Origin of the sequence: Mucilaginibacter sp. SG564 (assembly GCF_013149275.1) — a bacterium.
Classification (GTDB): Bacteria; Bacteroidota; Bacteroidia; order Sphingobacteriales; family Sphingobacteriaceae; genus Mucilaginibacter.
The window spans coordinates 1-19369 of record NZ_JABGNA010000026.1; the positions used below are offsets into that span (position 1 = coordinate 1).

The 19369-nt window shown below is 41.1% G+C and carries 18 protein-coding genes; 14 read left to right on the plus strand and 4 right to left on the minus strand.

Annotated features, from left to right (window positions below):
• Both FHW89_RS28300 and FHW89_RS28305 read left to right on the plus strand, forming a co-directional pair.
• Positions 1-861: RHS repeat domain-containing protein (locus FHW89_RS28300; protein WP_172338410.1), on the plus strand; the 861-nt coding region annotated here is incomplete at its 5' end.
• Complete coding sequence (locus FHW89_RS28305; RefSeq protein ID WP_172338411.1) at positions 818-1378, plus strand: hypothetical protein; 561 nt, start codon at positions 818-820, stop codon at positions 1376-1378. The genes FHW89_RS28300 and FHW89_RS28305, both read left to right, overlap by 44 nt.
• Positions 1379-1457: 79 nt before the next feature.
• On the opposite strand, the gene FHW89_RS28310 is transcribed toward FHW89_RS28305, so the two are convergent.
• On the minus strand, positions 1458-1796 hold the full coding sequence (locus FHW89_RS28310; protein ID WP_172338412.1) for a helix-turn-helix domain-containing protein: 339 nt from the start codon (positions 1794-1796) through the stop codon (positions 1458-1460).
• A gap of 127 nt (positions 1797-1923) precedes the next feature.
• On the opposite strand from FHW89_RS28310, the gene FHW89_RS28315 reads away from it, so the two are divergent.
• The 3 genes from FHW89_RS28315 to FHW89_RS28325 are packed head-to-tail and all read left to right on the plus strand — an operon-like array spanning position 1924 to position 5338.
• Positions 1924-3534, plus strand: a complete 1611-nt coding sequence (locus tag FHW89_RS28315; RefSeq protein WP_172338413.1) for a hypothetical protein — start codon at positions 1924-1926, stop codon at positions 3532-3534.
• A gap of 42 nt (positions 3535-3576) precedes the next feature.
• On the plus strand, positions 3577-4458 hold the full coding sequence (locus tag FHW89_RS28320; protein WP_172338414.1) for a tyrosine-type recombinase/integrase: 882 nt from the start codon (positions 3577-3579) through the stop codon (positions 4456-4458).
• A gap of 1 nt (position 4459) precedes the next feature.
• Entirely contained in the window at positions 4460-5338 is an 879-nt protein-coding gene (locus FHW89_RS28325; protein WP_172338415.1) for a tyrosine-type recombinase/integrase, read from the plus strand.
• A 77-nt stretch (positions 5339-5415) separates the two neighbouring features.
• Here the strand turns inward: FHW89_RS28325 and FHW89_RS28330 are convergent, their stop codons facing one another.
• Positions 5416-5931 carry a hypothetical protein gene (locus FHW89_RS28330; protein ID WP_172338416.1) on the minus strand — a complete coding sequence of 172 codons (516 nt, stop codon included), beginning with the start codon at positions 5929-5931 and terminating at the stop codon, positions 5416-5418.
• Positions 5932-6440: 509 nt separating this feature from the next.
• Between FHW89_RS28330 and FHW89_RS28335 the strand changes: the two genes are divergently transcribed.
• The 6 genes from FHW89_RS28335 to FHW89_RS28360 all read left to right on the plus strand — a co-directional run bounded on the left by FHW89_RS28335 (position 6441) and on the right by FHW89_RS28360 (position 13676).
• Entirely contained in the window at positions 6441-8267 is a 1827-nt protein-coding gene (locus FHW89_RS28335; RefSeq protein ID WP_172338417.1) for a hypothetical protein, read from the plus strand.
• 735 nt (positions 8268-9002) lie between these two features.
• Complete coding sequence (locus FHW89_RS28340) at positions 9003-9461, plus strand: hypothetical protein (protein ID WP_172338418.1); 459 nt, start codon at positions 9003-9005, stop codon at positions 9459-9461.
• A 307-nt stretch (positions 9462-9768) separates the two neighbouring features.
• Positions 9769-10599, plus strand: a complete 831-nt coding sequence (locus FHW89_RS28345; RefSeq protein ID WP_172338419.1) for a hypothetical protein — start codon at positions 9769-9771, stop codon at positions 10597-10599.
• 921 nt (positions 10600-11520) lie between these two features.
• Positions 11521-12720, plus strand: a complete 1200-nt coding sequence (locus tag FHW89_RS28350) for an RHS repeat domain-containing protein (RefSeq protein ID WP_172338420.1) — start codon at positions 11521-11523, stop codon at positions 12718-12720.
• Between the two features lie 6 nt (positions 12721-12726).
• Positions 12727-13137: a hypothetical protein gene (locus FHW89_RS28355; RefSeq protein ID WP_172338421.1), complete on the plus strand. Its 411-nt coding sequence runs from the start codon at positions 12727-12729 to the stop codon at positions 13135-13137.
• Between the two features lie 5 nt (positions 13138-13142).
• Positions 13143-13676, plus strand: a complete 534-nt coding sequence (locus FHW89_RS28360) for a hypothetical protein (RefSeq protein WP_172338422.1) — start codon at positions 13143-13145, stop codon at positions 13674-13676.
• Between the two features lie 446 nt (positions 13677-14122).
• Here the strand turns inward: FHW89_RS28360 and FHW89_RS28365 are convergent, their stop codons facing one another.
• Positions 14123-14569: a helix-turn-helix domain-containing protein gene (locus FHW89_RS28365; protein WP_216650713.1), complete on the minus strand. Its 447-nt coding sequence runs from the start codon at positions 14567-14569 to the stop codon at positions 14123-14125.
• 16 nt (positions 14570-14585) lie between these two features.
• On the opposite strand from FHW89_RS28365, the gene FHW89_RS28370 reads away from it, so the two are divergent.
• Positions 14586-14852, plus strand: coding sequence for a hypothetical protein (locus FHW89_RS28370; protein WP_172338423.1), 267 nt, complete (start codon positions 14586-14588; stop codon positions 14850-14852).
• On the opposite strand, the gene FHW89_RS28375 is transcribed toward FHW89_RS28370, so the two are convergent.
• Positions 14849-15007, minus strand: coding sequence for a hypothetical protein (locus tag FHW89_RS28375; RefSeq protein WP_172338424.1), 159 nt, complete (start codon positions 15005-15007; stop codon positions 14849-14851). The genes FHW89_RS28370 and FHW89_RS28375 overlap by 4 nt on opposite strands.
• Before the next feature lie 592 nt (positions 15008-15599).
• Here FHW89_RS28375 and FHW89_RS28380 point away from each other — a divergent pair.
• Both FHW89_RS28380 and FHW89_RS28385 read left to right on the plus strand, forming a co-directional pair.
• Positions 15600-16334: a hypothetical protein gene (locus FHW89_RS28380; protein WP_172338425.1), complete on the plus strand. Its 735-nt coding sequence runs from the start codon at positions 15600-15602 to the stop codon at positions 16332-16334.
• 51 nt (positions 16335-16385) lie between these two features.
• A partial coding sequence (locus FHW89_RS28385; RefSeq protein WP_172338426.1) for a hypothetical protein occupies positions 16386-19369 on the plus strand: 2984 nt, incomplete at its 3' end.

Here is a 19369-nt window from a genome sequence, read left to right on the forward strand (position 1 = left end):
AGTGTGGCCAGTCCAAAAAATGAGTATCTTTACAATAAGAAGGAGCTGCAGGAGAACCTGGGTTTATATGACTACGGTGCGAGGTTCTATGATCCAGTGATTGCCAGGTGGACGAGTGTGGATCCATTGGCGGAGAAGATGCGCAGATATTCTCCTTACAATTATGGTAATGATAACCCTATACGGTTTATTGATCCCGATGGAAGAAGTACAAAAGATAACTTCGTGTTTAATCAAAATGGAGATTTTGTTAGAATTGATAAGAATAAAAAGCCTGATAAATTAGTAATAGAAAATTCGAATACAGGCAAACAAAAGTCATATAATTTTAACGACCCCAAAAATGATGCCTTGGCTATCAGAAATGGTAAAATTAACAAAGTCGAAATTATGAGTGATCAGAAAGTTGAAAAACAAATAGATCGAAGTGACGTCAAAACAAATAAAGGCAATCCTGTATCTTTTGCAAAAGAGCAAGGTGCAAAGAAAATGGATTATGGTATGGAAGGTATTAGGAGTGGCGACTTATCATCAAATACATTCTACATTAGAGAAGGTACGGCTTATAATGTGGGAGATATCGGTAATTATTTATGGGGACGAGGTATGGCAGAACTTGGTATTGATTTGAATGTAGCAAGAGCTGGGGCTCATTATAATAATATGTTTAATGGAAGAGATCAGACAACATCAGCTTACGATTTCGGGCCTGGAACCTATGGTAGCCCAGGCGTATTTGATTCGCCTGATGATCAACGTGCCATATCAAATGGGTATCTAAACTCCCCCGCTGGCAAAAGCATAATTAACAATGAAAATGAACAAAATAAAATTACACGCGCAACTGGATTGTGGTTTTAAAAAAGGGATGTTTTACTTTATATTCTTCCTTTTATTTACAGGATGTCAGGATAAAAGAACGATGGAAAAAGTGTATAATAATAGGGATAAATTAATGGCGTTATGTAAGAGCAAATCTTTAATAAAAAGTAGGGGACAAAATTTCTATATTTTAAAAACATACAAAGGCAATAAAACAAATGAATACTATCTATCTTTAAAAGAAGATAAATTAATTTTGGAAAGAGATTCTATTCAATATGTTCCCGATGTTGTTGGTTGGAATAAATTTAAGGATTCGATGAACTATAAGATGATGGTCTGTAATTATGTAAAAAAGATGAACCAAGATCTGGAAGCCTTAGATATTAAAGAGTTTCGAACAGATTTTTCGAATTTGGGCGAGCCTTTAAAATTGTATTTAAAGGACGGAAAAACTATTTCATATATTCCTAACCTTAAAAAACTGCCTCGTGAGGATAATCCATATAAAAATAATCTTAAAAATATAAGAGGAGATTGGTATTATTCGGAATAGTTCTTCTCCGTTGCCGCAAGCACTTGTGGTTCATAGGATAAGTAAACAAAAAGTAAAGCCCAACCATAGTGTTGGGCTTTTACTTTTTATAAGCGAACTTGGTCTTAGCATGTTGAATGAGGCCATCTATAGCGTACATGATATGTTCTCTGTCCTCGTCAGGGAGTTGCTGGATAGATAGCACCTTATCCAAGAGAGTTTGATCTATCTGCTTATCAGCCTTACCTACCAGGTAATCTAGCGATACACTCAACGCATCAGCAATCTTACCTGCTACCTCAACAGAGGGTAATGCTTCATCACGCTCGTACCTACCTATAAGGTTAGCATGAACACCAGCTTTGATACCTAAATCGCTTTGTGATACCTTACGTTCTTTCCTGATCGAAGTTAAACGGTTGCCAAAAGTCATCATCATTGTAGTGCTTCTACCCTTAAAGGTAGCCTCTGGGTAAAGATAATAACTTAAATGATAGTATAAATACCCTATATGGTTTGCTATGAGTTACCCTATTGAGTATATTTACATCGTAAAGGTTAAATAGATGATCAAGGACAAGCTACTCACAGACAATCCCGAACTTCTGCATTACATCGCAGGTAAGCTGCATATCACTATTCTGGGCGGTATCAAACTAACCGGGCTTGACAGGCTGAAAGTAACGCTAAAGATGATCTGTACAGATAACAAACAGATCACTTTCCGGCATAACCTCGATCTGTATAACCATATACAGACAGCACAGCTTATTGATAGATCAGCAGAAACGCTGGATGTAAGTACAGCAGATGTAAACCTGGTCATTGGTCAACTGACAACCGAATTGGAGAACTACAGAGCTAATCACCTCGAATCACTGAAACCAAAGCCCCAGGAGATCAGGAAACTCACGGAGGCAGAACGTAAAGCAGCATTAACCTTTCTTCAAACACCTGAGCTTTTAAACAGAACCCAGCAAGCCATCAGTCAAAGCGGTATTACCGGAGAGGAAACCAATTCGCTCATAGCCTACCTGATCTATACCTCACGCAAACGGAATACACCGTTACACCTTATGTGTTTAGGTGCAAGTGGTACAGGCAAGACCTGGCTACAGGAGAAAGTAGGCGAACTGATTCCCGAAGAAGATAAGCTGGAGATCACTACGCTCAGTACAAACGCTTTCTACTATTTCGGTAAAGAGGAACTGAAACATAAACTACTATTGATCGAAGATTTAGATGGGGCAGAGAACGTGCTGTACCCGCTTAGAGAACTGCAAAGCAAACGCAGGATCAGTAAGACGGTAACCCTCAAAGACAGCAAGGGCAACATGAAAACAGTAACCCTGAATGTAGAAGGGCCGGTATGTGTGAGTGGTTGCACCACAAGAGAACACCTTTACGAGGACAACGCCAACAGGTGCATATTACTGTACATGGATAACAGCCAGGAACAGGATAAGCAAATCATGGATTACCAAAGAAGGATCAGCGCTGGATTGGTTGACCAGTACGAAGAAAGGAAAGTAAGGGAGCAACTTAAAAACGTACAACGACTGCTTAAGCCTATAAGCGTACGAAACCCATTTGCTACTTACTTAAGCCTGCCTGATGCAGTGTTCAAGCCACGAAGAACCATGCTGCTGCTTTTGCTATTCACCGAAACCATAACCTATTATCATCAATACCAAAGGGAACTAAAGACAGATCAGGATACCGGGGAGCAATACATCGAAAGCACACCAGCAGACATTGAAGCAGCTTTTGCTCTGCTGGAAACCACGCTGCTCAAAAAGAGTGATGAACTGAACGATGCTTGCCGTACTTTCTTTGAGAAGCTAAAGACCAGGCTAAAACAGAACCATACGGAAAGTTTTTATAGTAAAGATATCCGTTCTATGCTTAGGATAACACCCAGCAGTATGCAGCGGTACCTGCGTGAACTGGAACTGATGGGTTACATTAAAATAGTACGTGGCAGCCGATATAAAGGCTTTGACTACAAGGTAAACAACTGGAACGACCTTGAATCCTTAACCAGTGATACCCGGCAAATGGTCAAGGCTATACTGGAAACGATCAACTCAGTAGCCCGTAACCCAACAGTAACCCAAACCAGCGATGGGTTACAAAAAGTGCAGAAAGCCAGCAAGAAGAAGTCAGTCACCCAATAAGCCTATAAAAGAAGAGGGCAGACAATTTAGCAAACTAATCCCATGAACCATACCTATACCCGTTTACACGCCGGCTTTACCGAATGGCTCCGCATCCTGAACTTTGAACCTACCAGTCAGCGGGACATGCCCAAGATGCTGACAGCGTTCCTTGACTTCCTGGAAGCAAAGGGCTGCCATAGCATAGCAGCTATACAGGAGCAGCATATCAAAGCCTACATACAATACCTGTACGAAAGGACAAACAAGAGATCAGGCGGAGGATTGAGCGTAAACTATATCCGTAAACAAATGCAGGTCATCCGTAAGTTCAGCCGTTACCTTACCGAAAGCGGACAAGAAAGCTTTGATGCTACCATCCGCATTAAGGATAAGACGGCAAACACCAGGGAGGTACTGACCATCAAAGAAGTACAACGGCTATACATAGCCGCTAAAGATGACCTTTTAGGATTAAGGGATAAAGCCATGTTAGCCCTATACTATGGTTGTGGCCTGAGAAAACATGAAGGTGTGAGCATGAACATAAATGATGTGCTAATGGACAAAGAGCTGATCTATGTAAGGCAAGGCAAAGGTTACCAGGAGCGGTATGTACCACTTACCGGGAATAACAAGACGGAACTGGAAAACTATCTGTTCTATGCACGCCCACACTTGGCCAACGATAGCAAAGAACCTGCCTTACTACTTAATATCAAAGGCAAACGATTAGGAGGTTTCAGCGCCTACGAACGGCTACAGCAGTTGGTTAAGGAAGCAGGCGTAGACAAAGCCATTGGCCTACATACCCTGCGTCATAGTATAGCCACACACCTGATGCAATCAGGGATGAAACTCGAACAGATACAAAGGTTCTTGGGCCACAGTAGCTTAGAAAGTACCCAAATCTATACCCACATCAGTAACCAGCTAAGCCTTTAACATGACAACGAACTTTGAAGCATACCTCGCAACACAAGGGTTTAAGCCGGCTACTGTCTTGCAACATCACACCAACGCCTGTTACTTTTTAGCCTATATAGCAGAAACAAGCCTGGCATTAGAGCAACTCACCCATACGGAATTGCTGGACTTTGCGGATCATCTTACAGGAGAAGGCAAAAGCATTAACATAATTAACCGAATACTGCTGTCAGTACGCTACTACTTTGCCTGGCTGCAAAGCATAGGGCATATCAGCTATAATCCAGGAGCAGGCATCAACCTGAAAGGAGCTGTCAGGACGATACCACATGACCTGTTAAGTAAAACAGAGCTGGAAGCGTTATATAATAGCTACGAGATCAAGGACGAGCGCACCCATAGAAACAAAGTTATTATCGGCTTACTGGTTTATCAGGCCATTACCAGGGAGGAACTGGAAAAGCTGAGACCAGAGTACTTAAAACTACGGGAAGGAAAGATACAGATACCACAAACAGGCAAACAGAATGGAAGGATATTACCTTTGCAACCCTACCAGATACTCGATCTACAGGAGTACATACTACTGATCAGGCCAAAGCTGCAAAACAAATCAGAGCGCCTGTTTACAGGCAGGAACGATCTGCAAAACTTAAAAAACACCTTGTTGCACCTTAACCATGCCTTACGGAAGCTTAACCCCAAAGTAAAACATGCCTCACAGATCAGGCAGAGTGTGATCACCGAATGGCTTAAAGAAAAAGACCTGCGTACGGTTCAGTACATGGCTGGGCATCGTTATGTAAGCAGTACAGAACGTTATCAGGAAAGTAACTTGGAGGAACTGAAAGAGGCGTTAAATAAGCATCATCCGCTTGGGGGGATACACACAGGTTAAATCAAACCCCCATCTCGTTAGAGATGAGGGTTCTTAGCGCTTTGGACTTATGGAATCAGTTTATTTACCTGTTTCGATTATTCTTCTACTTCAGGTTTTAAGCATATCACAGGCTTGTAACCTGCGAAGCGCCTTCTAGATTTGCCGTCGACCTCTTCCGTAATATAAACCTCTTTCACGATGAACAGATTAAAGAAATCTGTTTCACAGTTCTTTTTGAGGTTAGTCAGATAAGGGGGCAACTTCAGGTCACTCCTTACCTGGCTAACATTGGTAATTACATCGGAGGGTTGGCACACCTCGTTAATGATAAAGGCTTCTTGTAGAGCCGCCTGATAACTTTGTTCGTCATAGGTGGCTTTATCTATCTTAGATACCTTATCATGAACTACAGCCCAGGAATTTGGGCCGGTTCTATCTAACAAGGGAACGATGTTGATCGCGTGATCGCCAATCATTGGCTTCAGATAATCAACCCGTTGTTTTTGTAAAGCTGTTAACTGTCCGTAGGCAGTTTGAGCTTCACTTAAATTTACTGTTATCGAGGTCTCTACTACCTCGTTTATACTATTTACTACTTTTTTATTTTCCATAATATATGGTGCCATATAGGCTTTTAAAATTGAAGCCCCACTACCTGTAGAGCGTTTATAAGTGGGGCTAGTTCGTTAATTAATATCGGCATTACAGTTACCGCCGATTCCATTAAGTCAAAGAGCACATTCAAGAGCAGTTATGCATGCCTGAACAATTTACTACGGGCAAATGAGCTGCCAACACCACTTGGGAGGTATTTTAATGCTATTTTTCGTCAGACTTATGCCATAGCGTCAGAGTTTGGCATTTTGCCATAGTTACGGCTGCAATTTCCTGTGCGAAGAATAAGTTTGGCATCACTTGATAATGCTACGAACTTTTCGTATCTTTAGGACACATTTCAAAGTCAATATAACCCTTTAAGCAGGGCACTCAAGGTCAGTTCTACGGCTGATCTTTTGTTTTGCCCTAACCTTCCTAATTATTGACAGTGATCCTAAGATACACCCCTGCTTTGTGCAACCACAAAAGAAAGACCTGCTTATAACAGTCAGTATGACGCGAAATGTCCTATACAACAATCTACAAACGCCTAAGTTTAACCCACAAGTTTAACCACGCATTCCCAGATCAACGCATCCCTAATGGTATCATCGATAAGACAAAGACCAGATTAGGCATATCCTATACCGCCTTTCATGACAAACGACATGGCATCACTATTACTCCCGGCCAGGCAATAATAGAAGACGCAATAAGGGACTATCCTGATCTAAATTTATTCCTGGTAATGGATGGGGTAACGTCAGAAGATGTAGCAAAGTACCTATTATCGGATGCTACGTATAAACGTATTGTAACCACTCCCGAAAGCTTCGGCAAGATCATATCAGCAGCCATTAAGATAGGCAAGCTACAATGGCTGTTTGATGAGTTCTTCCTATACTTGGACGAGTTTCATTGCTATGCCTCAGAGGCATTTAGAAAGGACATTCTTACTCCATTTGAGAACGATTGGGTTTGGCTGTTCAAGAATGCAGCATTCGGATCAGCAACACCATTTGAGTATAGCGATCCCCGGTTTGCTAAACTTCAGCGGTACAAAATACTGTACGAAGAGAAGTTTGGCAAGATCACTATCGTTAATGACAGTAACCCCAAGGCCGCTTTAAACTACATGCTCACGCATCCAGAGATATTTCCTGGTAAGGTATATATATTCTTTAACTCAGTCACCGAAATAGGAGAAACAATCAGGGCAACAGGTATCACTGATGTTAACGTCTATTGCCGGGATGAGGAAAAGAATATGGCTAACCTGGAAGAAGCCAGCATCTACTTCAAGTACCAACCTTTAGAGGCCGAATACAAGAAGTTCAACTTCTTTAGCTGCCGGTACAACGAAGGGTGGGACTTGAAGGATGATGAAACAGCTACGCTCATATTGGTTACTGATGTACGCATACCTCATTCTATGATTGGTATACCATTCAAAGGTTTCCAGGCTGTTGGACGATTAAAAGTTCCGCCACACAAGATATATCATATTACCAACAACTACCATAAGGAGGGAATGAAAAGCTTTAAGGAGATACAGAGTAAGTGCATCTACAATGCTACCAAGTATATAGAAGCCTATAACCTGCATCGGGCCAACTGCAAAAAAGATGAAGTGGAAGATGATGAAAGGTTAAAAGAGATGATAGAGCCATTCTCAAAGTTTGATGAGCATGGTAACGCAAGCATTCATTACATGCATAACGACCAATTAATTTATGCGGAGTACTGCAAGCAGCACTATAAAAGTGTAACAACAATAAAGGAGACTTGGCAGTCACTCAACTATAACACAGAGGTCGTATCGTTTGACCTTGCACCAATAGAAAGAAGCAAGAAGACCACAGCCCAAGTCAATAAGGAAATAGTAGAGCAGTACAAAGAATGGAAAGAACATCCTGAGCAATACGTTTATGCTGTAGCTTCTAAAACAATAGCTAAGCATAAGGTAGAGTTTGCGCTATTATTTCAGGCCATAGAGATATTAGGGATAGATGAGATAGAAGCACTTGAATACAACGAACAGGCAATGAAGACAGCGCTAATCAACCAAAGCAATAAGAACGCAGAAGCGAAACTACGCATCATGCTGATAGATACATTTAAGCTCAATACAAGCTATAGCAAAAAGTTCATTAAGCAGCAGCTACAGGGGTTCTACAATGAGCTTCGTATTCAGAAACCTACAGGCGAAATAAAAACAGCTACAGCAGCACAGCTTAACGAGTTTGGGCTGTTCGTGTTGAAGGAATGTAAAGTGGTAACAGAAAACGGTAGATCAGACAATGGCTTCGAGGTGGTTAAACTATGCTACACCCTCCAACAGGCAGCCTGACAAACTTCCCATTTCTTATTTTCTTAACAGAATTCTTTATATAAGGAATAGTAAGGTTAAGCTACAAAAATAGGAAACCCCACAACAACAAAAAAGCCACCTACGGGTGGCTTTTTGCGTTAACAGCATACAAATGCTTTGATTTAGGGCTAAAACATGCGTTTTGCATAGTTTAGACGCTAATAGGTGCAAATTGCCAGTTTAAGCCTTTAACAAGACAGGTTGGTAGGTCTTAGCAGATCCCGTAGTTTACCTATTTCCTAAAAATTACTTGACAAGCCTTAGTATAAGGAACACGCCCCCGACACCCAAAAATAAGAAGTAGCCTCAATACGCCCCCTAACACTTGATATAAGCTTTGGCTTGGCTCACAGCGAACAGTTTACTCATATTTTACTTGTGTTGTGTGTTACACGCAGTAATAGAGAGGCTTGGTATTAGCCCCTCGGCATGATGCCGAAGGAGGGTGGATTATATATGGCTTGCTTCCAGCCTGTGGCTGTCAGCATATCAAAATAGCTTGCAGCCTGAAAAACTAGAAGGTATCTATATATTACATAGTAACACTGCCCGACAGCATTCGCTTTGCCCTTCCTTACTTCTTAAAAGCTTAGACTATTAAGCTGCAACTAATCAGCACTAGCTGTAAACCAAGCACACAAACTCACTTAAAACATACAAATCATGAACAAACCACGCAGCACTACGAGCAAAAAGGCCATGTCAGCCTATAACATGGCAGTCAAGACAGCCTACTTCAAACTACTAAAGGCGACTACAAAACTTCTTGCTACCGTTGAACAGCATGAGCTACGCTGTACACTACAAAGGGAAATCAAATCAGAAATTAGCTTCGGCAGTAAAGTACATGAGATCATATCACCTATGATCTACCTCTGTTTAGAATGCAACTATGCAGCAAAGCTGTCTATACACTTTGGCTTTGAGCTGTTTCAGGGAGATAATGAGTACTCATATATTACCTCTCGCTTTCTCCGCATGCTTTACAAACTTACTGCTGTTGAGCACACCGGCATTAACATAGAAGACTGTGTCAATACCGAGTATGTGCTTACAAGCTGCTCCGAGCTTTACGAGATCATCGAGGACAGCTCATTTAAGGAGCACACCTTTAAACTGATCAAGCATAAGGTGACAATAGCACAAAGAAAACAACGTTTGTCTGTAGCGTAGTTTGGAGACAGTTTACTAACTTCGCATTTAAACAAAGGAGGACTTGGCAAACAGACATACCATAGAGAAACATATACAGTAAAGATATAAGCGTTAAGCTTTTTGTTCTTGTCTTAGAAAACGGCAAATTTAATCAGACAACGAGAACAGATAGGCCCAACGCCTACGCTATAAGCGTAGGGTTGGCTTGTTTGTTGTTGTCAGGTGCTTTGCCGTACCTCTAAGACGCAAATGAGTTCAGCCCTGCGCTTATTGTGTTTTATAACCTACCGAAGAGGCTGCCCGGTAACCTAAACAAGATACACACATGAAAAAACTCCTTCTCCTTACCTCGCTTACAGGCTTAGTACTCTCATCATGCTCAAAAAAAAGCAGCGATATCTCACAACAGCTACAAACTCCAATAAGTAAAGCTATTGACGCCCAATACATCCACAATGGTGCCGATGCTAATAACCTAATGGTAGAATACTCTACCTATAAGGCAAATGCGGATTGTGATAAGGCAGTATACAATGCTGCTGTTGAAACAGTTCAAGGCAGTAGTGGTATAAGTACCGTTACTGTTGTGGGCGCTAACCTAACAATGGTGTTTTCAAGGACCGCACTTGCTCAACCGGCAACAACTTCGTTAACCTACGGTACCAGCCTTTACAAAGCTGTAAATCAAAGTTGGCCCTGGACTGGTCAGCTGTTGCTCACCAAACAAAACACATCCTTAACGGCAGATCAGTTTGACAAAGCTATCAATGTAAAAGTGTCTGCTATCAACACTGGAGATGCAGCTAAGATCAACTCGAAAAACGTAGCTGGGGATGGAATGCTAATACAATATAACTTAACTGTAAATGTGCCCAGCGGGTCTAAGTCTATTTCTTATGAAGTTCAGACGAGTACACCCATCACGCTAAAGAGCCAGTTTACAGTTAGCTGCATTATTCCCGGCTTTTTAGATACAACAACTACCGTATCTCTTGACTTCTCAAAGACTGTAGCAGCTGCACCAGTACAAAAAGACTTAGGGAGCGGGGTTATCTCTTACACACAGCAGATTTACCCCGAATATGTTACCAAAACATTATCAGAGTACATAGCAGGGAGGTACTTTACAGAAAAGGTTTATCCACTGGTAAAATAGTCAATGTTACACACTTTAATTAAACACTTATGTCTGCTAATAGACTTCGGCTTATCATATGGCTTGTTCTGAGCACAGTGCTTTACATCATATTATCTATAGTACATCTAACACCGGATTTCAGTGAATGGGCTGCTATTTCCAGGGGCATCTTTGTAGTGGGAACACTGGGTTTCGCTATTTGGGTGATAGTCTCACCATCAGATAAATAGAGGACTAATACAGGAGTCTACTTAGGTAGGCTCCTTTCACAGCATTATAAAAGACATCTGACATAAGCCTACACTTACCTTACCCGCTTCTGTTGCTTACAACAGGATAAGGTAAGCTTTGCTTATGACGCGCGGACAGGCCATCCACACACCAGGAAGATCGGTGTTCTTCACTTATAAGCTGAAACAACAAATCACGCCAGGCGTCACATCGCTCAATAAGTGCTACGCACACATTTCACTCTGTTGCTTTTGCCCTACGCTTTAAAGGCTTACATTGTTACGCCTTTAGCCCCTTACACAAAGCAGCCTGTCATGCCTGTTGTGGTCGCAAAGTCGTTCATCACATGAGCTACCTCTGTCTTTATACACCTTTCGCTTATGCTGCGCTTTTACTTGGTCTATTCGACCAGGTAATGCTTGCAACGCTCAATATCTATAAAGTCAGGCGCTCATATTGTTAGGCTCGCCTGCGCCATCGTTCGGGCTTCAGTACTGTCACAGCATTTGAGAACCCTTGCTATTGCCCTTAGAGTCAAATGCAGCGCCAGTCCTTTGTGAAGCATTCTGTGAAGCCGCCTTTCGGCTCTCTCTTCACAGACCCTCACTCAACTCGCAGCGGCTTCGCTATATAGAAAACGTTAGGGCATGTGGTTATATTTGAACGAAGAACGTTCTTTGAGTTAAAGGCTATAGCTATGACGGTAACATGACGGCCGACAACAGCAAAGGGATCACCGCTATCAGCTATAACCTACTGAACCTGCCGCAAACGATCACGGGCAAGAGCACGACCTATACCTACGATGCCCAGGGGCAAAAACTAAGCCGGTTAATAGGTACAGCCAAAACAGATTATATTGATGGTATCCAGTATGATGGCACAGCGGCATCATCAACGATCACCTTTATCCAGACGGAAGAAGGCCGTGCCTTACCCAAAGATGCTACAGCCTACAATTATGAATACAGCTTAACCGACCACCTGGGCAACAGTCGGGTAAACTTTGATACAGGCACGGGCACAGCCAGGCAGGTACAGGTAGATGATTACTACCCCTTTGGTATGGAGATCAGCACCAGTGTGGCCAGTCCCAAAAATGAGTATCTTTACAATAAGAAGGAGTTGCAGGAGAACGTGGGTTTATATGATTACGGTGCCAGGTTCTATGATCCGGTGATTGCCAGGTGGACGAGTGTGGATCCATTGGTTGAAGTAGGACAGGAAAGTACTACCCCATATGGATATGTATTTGGAAACCCGATTAGATTAACTGACCCGGATGGGAGATATCCAGATGGGGATGATGATCCTGTCATGAATGGCGATTTTGCTGCGAGGCTAGTTAAAACAGTTATTCACGATGCAGTATACGGTCTTTTTAATACATTAAACAGGCAGGTCGGATCGCCATATAGATTGGGATATAAAACGGTAAATGGCCAGCAAACCTTTGATACCGAGATATACAAAGAAGCGCTACCAAAAACGGTTAGAGAAGTAGGAAGTCAGGCTTTAAGCACAGCTGGCGACGCTGCCATGGTTATACCAGAAGTTGGGCAAGCGAAAACATTATTTGCCAAAACAGTAACGGAAGCAACCGCAGGCAAAGAGGCTAAAAATATACTAATTAGGTTTGGTCCGGAAGCAGAGACCAAGACAGCTTTGGCTAAAGATGCTGCAAAAGCGGAGGCAGGTGGGTTTCCGCATGGAGTTTCAACACGCCTTTCCAAAAGTGGAAAGATTGGTAACTTGGATGCCAGAACCGCGAGTAAGGAAGAGGTTGAAAAAGTATTTAAAGTGGAACAAACCGGGAATGATCCGAGACATCACACCGTCTTTTTACCTAAACCGGTAACCGATGAGGCAACAGAGTGGTTTAATAATTTATTTAAACCAAAAAAGTAATAAAACATGATATTTAGTGAAATCCAGATTATTGAATGGTATGATGATATTATAAAGGCGTTTTGTATTAACGATGATACAGTCTATTATTGTACGATCCTGGCGCTTGACCCGAATACAGAAGATAAGGTGTATCTTTTTTTAAATATAAAGTATTTAAGAGGGCATGACAAATTAAGAAATATAATAGAAACTAATACAATAAAGGAAAGTTGGGCTGAATTATCGAACCTAATCCAACTTAACAAAAAAAACGAAACTTTTATTGCAAAAGCCAGAGATCTTAAGGTCGATCAAGTTCAACTATCAAAATATAAAATTAATTATAACTGGCCTAAAAGTATAATTTGGGGGGAGTTTCCCCAATTATTGCTGGAGTCAAAAAAGATCGATAACTGGTGGAGTATTGCAATTTAATCTCGTTGGCGACCGTTGACGGTGCTGAATTAAATGGACAAACTCCTATCGTTACAAGTGGTGCGCCCACTACAGTTGTTACCTCGGCTATCGCAAGCGTCCCGCTTGTGGTTTACAGGACAAGTAAGCACACACCAAAGCAGCAAATGAGCGATAAAATTAGCGAAAAGGAGTTTGTCAACTTATTAGTCAATAAATTTCCTGAGATAAGCGAGGAAGTACTAGACGAAGACTATGAAGGGTTATTAACACTGCAAGTAAGTTGTTTTAAAAGGTTCACTCAGGAGAGTATTAACAACAACGATTTACAGCGGGTATCTTTGTCCTTTGACTTTGTCAATCAGATGATCGATAAAGTCGTACAAAAAGTAGAAAACGCTTTGTACATATCTTATTTAGGGCATTTAATTATACCTAAAGGAAGCAATGTTGAGAAGATGTTACCTCACAAGCTAAAAAAAGCTTACGAGGATATACATAAGTACAACTCCTCTCAATCGCAGAATAGTAAGCTAAACAAATTCTTAGAGGATTTATAGACCTAAAGCCCAACCAAGCGTTGGGCTTTTACTTTTTATAAGCTAGCCTTGTCTTAGCATGTTGAATGAGGCCATCTATGGCGTACATGATGTGCTCTCTATCCTCATTGGGTAGTTGCTGGATAGATAATACTTTATCTAAGAGAGTTTGATCTATCTGCTTATCGGCTTTCCCTACCAGGTAGTCTAACGAGACGCTTAAGGCATCAGCAATCTTACCGGCAACCTCAACAGAAGGAATATAATCCTACAGACGAAGAATTGATAAATATCGATAAATGGAATCCAACAAACAAAAGAGCATGGGGGATTTGGAATAATGGAGAACAAATATTTGAAAAGAATTATAAAGATACAGTTATAAAATAGCCCGACCACCGCAAGCGTTATACTGTGGTTCACTGGCCAAGTAAACATAGTACAAGCCCAACCACATCGGTTGGGCATTATTTTTTATAAGCTATTCGAGTCTTAGCATGTTGGATAAGGCCATCTATATCGTACATGATATGTTCTCTGTCTTCGTCAGGAAGCTGTTGGATAGTTAATATTTTATCTAATAGAGCTTGATCTATCTGCTTATCAGCTTTGCCCACAAGATAGTCTAATGACACGCTTAGAGCATCGGCAATCTTACCGGCAACTTCAACAGAAGGTATAGCTTCATCACGCTCATATCTACCTATTAGGTTAGCATGCACTCCGGCTTTAATACCTAAATCGCTTTGTGATACCTTACGTTCTTTCCTGATTGAAGTTAAACGGTTGCCAAAAGTCATCATGATCGTAATGTTTCTACCCTTAAAGGTAGCTTCTAGGTAAAGACCACTTAAATGATAGTATAAATACTCAATTCGGTTTGTTATTAATTGACCTATTAAGTGTATTTGCATCGTAAAGGTTAAATAGATGATTAAGGACAAGCTACTCACAGACAACCCCGAACTGCTGTATTACATTGCAGGTAAGCTGCATATCACTATGCTGGGTGGTATTAAACTAGCCGGACCGGACAGGTTGAAAGTAACGCTAAAGATGATCTGTACAGATAACAAACAGGTTACCTTTCGGGATAGCCTTGATCTATACAACCATATCCAAACAGCTCAGCTTATAGACCGATCAGCAGAAACACTGGACGTAAGTACGGCAGATGTAAACCTGGTCATTAGTTAGCTGATAACCGAATTAGAGAACTGGAACTGATGGGTTACATTAAAATAGTACGTGGCAGCAGGTACATCGGTGTTCTGAACTCTTAAGCTCATCATAATATCACGCCAGGCTTCTTTTGCCATAGCACCATCAGTCCGCACATTTTTATTGCACATGCTATTACTCTATAACCACCATCTTAAAATGTGCAGTACTTCATAATGCTTACACTCTCACCCTGTCATGCTATTTGAGATCGCAAAGTCGTGCATCACGAAACCTTTCTCTGTCTTTAATAGCATTCCGCTACGCTCCATACAATTAAACTCAATCGGGTCTCATGTTAGACTCACCTGCTTCTCGCAAACCGCTTCGAAAGTGTCACACCGTTTGAGTTCTCTCCCACCAGCCATTTATCAAACACTCCGCCACTTTCTTGTGAAGTATTCTGTGAAGCCGCTTTTTAAGCTCTCCCTTCACAGACGGTTTGCTCTGTTCGCAGGCGGCTCACAGAGAATATTAACAATTGTTTTAAATAAGATGTTAAATATTATTGAAGGCTATTTGTTTGAAATGATAAATAATTATATTTGAAGCACCTGAACAATAGTATATGACTAAATTATCACAGTAAGAAATCCCCAGCTCTTAGCCTTCTGAAGGCCTCATTTAAATTGCATTTTATTCTTTCCATAACACCTTAGTACCGATCTAATACAGATTGATCTTGGGTATTCATTCTTAATCAAACTTTCAACCCTTTACATCATGAAGAAACTATTTCTCTCACTATCTCTATTTTTGAGCTTTTCATCATTAGTGCATGCCCAATGGTTAACCAACGGGACAAATATTTACAACAGTAACACTGGTAATGTCGGTATCGGGACACAGACACCGTCCGCGAAACTGTCTCTTGGGATACCTACCGGGAATAAAAAACTGTTTATTTATGATTCTGGTGCTGATGCCAGCGGCTTTGGGCAGGGGCTTTTTGAATTTAGAATATTTGGTGCCGCATCAAGCACGAATCATATTAGTTTTGGAAAGTACGATTTACCAAATGACGGTTTTTCAGAGCAAATGCGATTAGACAATGCCGGAAATCTATTTATTGGCACTACAGACCCTAAAGGATATAAATTGGCCGTAAACGGAAGCGTCATAGCTACCTCCGTGACCGTTAAAGCAGTTGGTAACTGGCCTGATTATGTTTTCAAGAAAGATTATCAATTGCCATCGCTTCAAGAAATTAAAGCCTACATCGATCAGCATCAACATTTACCGGAAATTCCATCTGAGGAGCAAATTGCTAAGGAAGGATTGAATCTGGGTGAAATGAATAAACTGTTGATGAAGAAAGTCGAGGAGCTGACTTTGTATCTAATTGAGCTTAAGGAAGAAAATGAGCGTTTTAAGAAAAATCAGAATTTGCAGCAAATGCAAATTGATCAATTGAACAGTTTATTAGGCCATAAAGAGAAAAAACCTGTTGGCAGGTAGACTATAAACGAGGTATGTTTATCGAGTACGCCATTTAATTTTTTTTTAAAAATGAATTATTTATCTAAATATGCTGCCATTTACGCGGTTGTTACACTCTTGGCTATCCAGTCTTTGGCTCAATCGTCTGCTCCTGACTTTAACAGCAAGATTATTCCTTTATCCCCGGCAATGGCCACCTTTCAGCGGTTTGGTGATTATCCGGTAGACTATTCTACGGGTCTGGCCCAAATTAGCATCCCCGTTTACACCATCCGGCAGGGGAGTTTCAGTTTCCCGATCAATATTAATTTTCATGCATCGGGCAGAAGGAGTGCGCTGGACTTTTCATCCATGGGGGTAGGGTGGGCATTAAATGCCACTGGCTATATTTCCAGGGAAATCCGTGAACGCCCTGATGATTTATATAACAACGGGTTGGAAATGACAGTGGATCAGGTATCCAACAATCCGGATTATACACAGGGAGTTATTTCGATGTATAATACCCTCAGGCCAGTTGATATGATGATACCCAATCCGCCGGGTGTAGGCAGGGCATCTCGCGGAGATGCGGAACATGATATTTATAGCTATAATGTTAATGGTATTTCGGGGAAGTTTATTATCGATAAATCTGGTAAAATTGTCCCGTTAACATTCACCAATTTAAAGATATCTGGTTCAAGAAACGGCCCGTTTGTGATAACTGACCCCAATGGTATTATCTATAATTTTGACATTAATTCGAGTTCAAATGAGTATACCACGCTAACTATCGATGGTTTTCAGGGTAATTACCTGACGGGATTGTATCTTTCCAGGATAACCTTACCATCAGGACGTAACATTTCTTTTGCCTATGGAAACAGGTGGACAGATGCTTCTGGCGACAATATCGTATCTCCCTATAGTTCGTCTTCTGTGCTGCTTTACCGTGATAAGATTTATACCGCTTCAAATAATTCAACAGGCACCAGTTATGGCACAGTTACCAGCAATTACTCCACCAGGAGTTACATGATTTGCTATCTGCAAACCATTACTTTTTCTGAGGGCAAAGTTAATCTCAGCTATGATAATACCAATCTGTTATTAAACAATATCAGTATTGTCGACGTGAATAATAATTTAACGGAAAAGTCAAATTTTACCTATGTCGCTACTCCCGGAACACTGAGCAATCTTTCAAATAATAATGCGGTCTCTTTAAGTACGGTGTATAAAACGGATGTCAATAATAATGTTGCTGATAAATATAGTTTAACCTATTATGATAATCAGCTCACTAATTCTGACCAAGCGTTCAAATACATAACAACTTGCGATTGGTGGGGCTATGTCAATTCAAATGGCAATAAGTTCCCGGTAGATATATCCCAGGGGCAAGAGTCGGTTGAGGTTGCCGGATATGGTTGCAGCAACTGTAAAACGCCTGCGTTTCCTAACAAAGTAAGCGGGATGCTGAAAACAATTACCTATCCTACGGGAGGAAGTACAGAATTTGATTACGAACCCAATTATTATGGAAACAATACCGAAGGACCCGGTATCCGAATACAAAAGATTATATCCGACGACGGCTCCGGAGTTAATAAACTGACCAGATATTTCAAATACGGTGAAAATGAAAACGGGAATGGTTTTTTACCTTATCAGCCAGACCCGATGGATTTCCGGTCAGATCAAACGGTGCTGGATTATCAAAGCGGCGGTGGTGGCTGTTCAACCTGTTTTGTGGGCTCTCACCGGGAACGGGTCTATACCACCAATCCGGTTGCGGGAATGGCCGAAGCATATCAAAAGCCCATCTATTATTCGGCAGTAACGGAATACCAGCAATCGGCGCTAGGTGCCAGTTTGGGTAAAACAATATATCACTATTCATTGCCACAATTTGACTTCAGCAGTAACCCGCCCAAGTCTTTTAGGGAAAAATATTGGACTAACAGTAAACTGACCTATAAAGAAGTTTTCAAGTACCGCAGCCAACAAAATGATTATTTTAAAATTGAACAGGAAGGAACAAGCTATCAGACCTTTAATTATCTAAGCATCCCTCAGATCAGGATGTTCAGGAATATCAAAATACCTTACGATGATAACGGTAACAGTTTCCGGACAGCCGAGGAAAGTTATATCCTAACCAATACGCAACAAGGAGGTCCATACATAATATATTTCGTAAAAGATTATCCAATTGAAACGGCGGTTGAATTGCCAATCGATCAGACTAAAACAACCTGGGACGATTCAGGTAATACCCTTACGACTGAAACTAAATTGTTTTATGATAATCTTGTGCATTTACAACCTACACGAACGGAAACTTTTTTGAGTAAGGACGAAAAGTTAATTGTTGAAACCAAATATCCCAGTGACTATACGTCAGCCAATCCGGTTGGTGACATATGGAAAGGCATTGTCAATATGAACGGCAAAAATATAATTACACCCGTAGAAAGAAGCCAGTACCGTAGCGCTGTTGCTGGAACAAATAAACGTTTGATCTCATCCCAGTTATTAGCCTACAATCCGTTAACAGCAACCGCTGATAGCATCATGTTAGTTGAAAGCGCTGTTTCTTTAACCGATTTTACACCATCTGCGATACAATCGGGTACATTTGTGAATGACGGACGTTATCGGACACGGTATATTTTTGATAAATATGATGAGGAATTGAATCTGTTGCAAAAACATCAAAAATTCGGAAGCAGTACAGTTTATGTATGGACTTACAACGGGAAGTATCCAATTGCTGAGATCACGAATGCCACTTATAATGATGTTGAAAGTGTATTGGGCGGAGCAACCGCTGTTAAGTCGTTTCGGGATAATACGAATCCTACTGATGCCGCTGTTATTAACTTTTTATTGCCACTGAGGAATTCTGCTCTTTTAAAGAACGCTCAAGTGACAACCTATACCTACGATCCCTTAGTGGGTATGACAAGCATGACGGATTCGAAGGGCGAGACGACGTATTACGAATATGATAGTTTCCAGCGGCTGATGAATGTAAAGGATAAAGACGGGAACATTCTGAAACACAT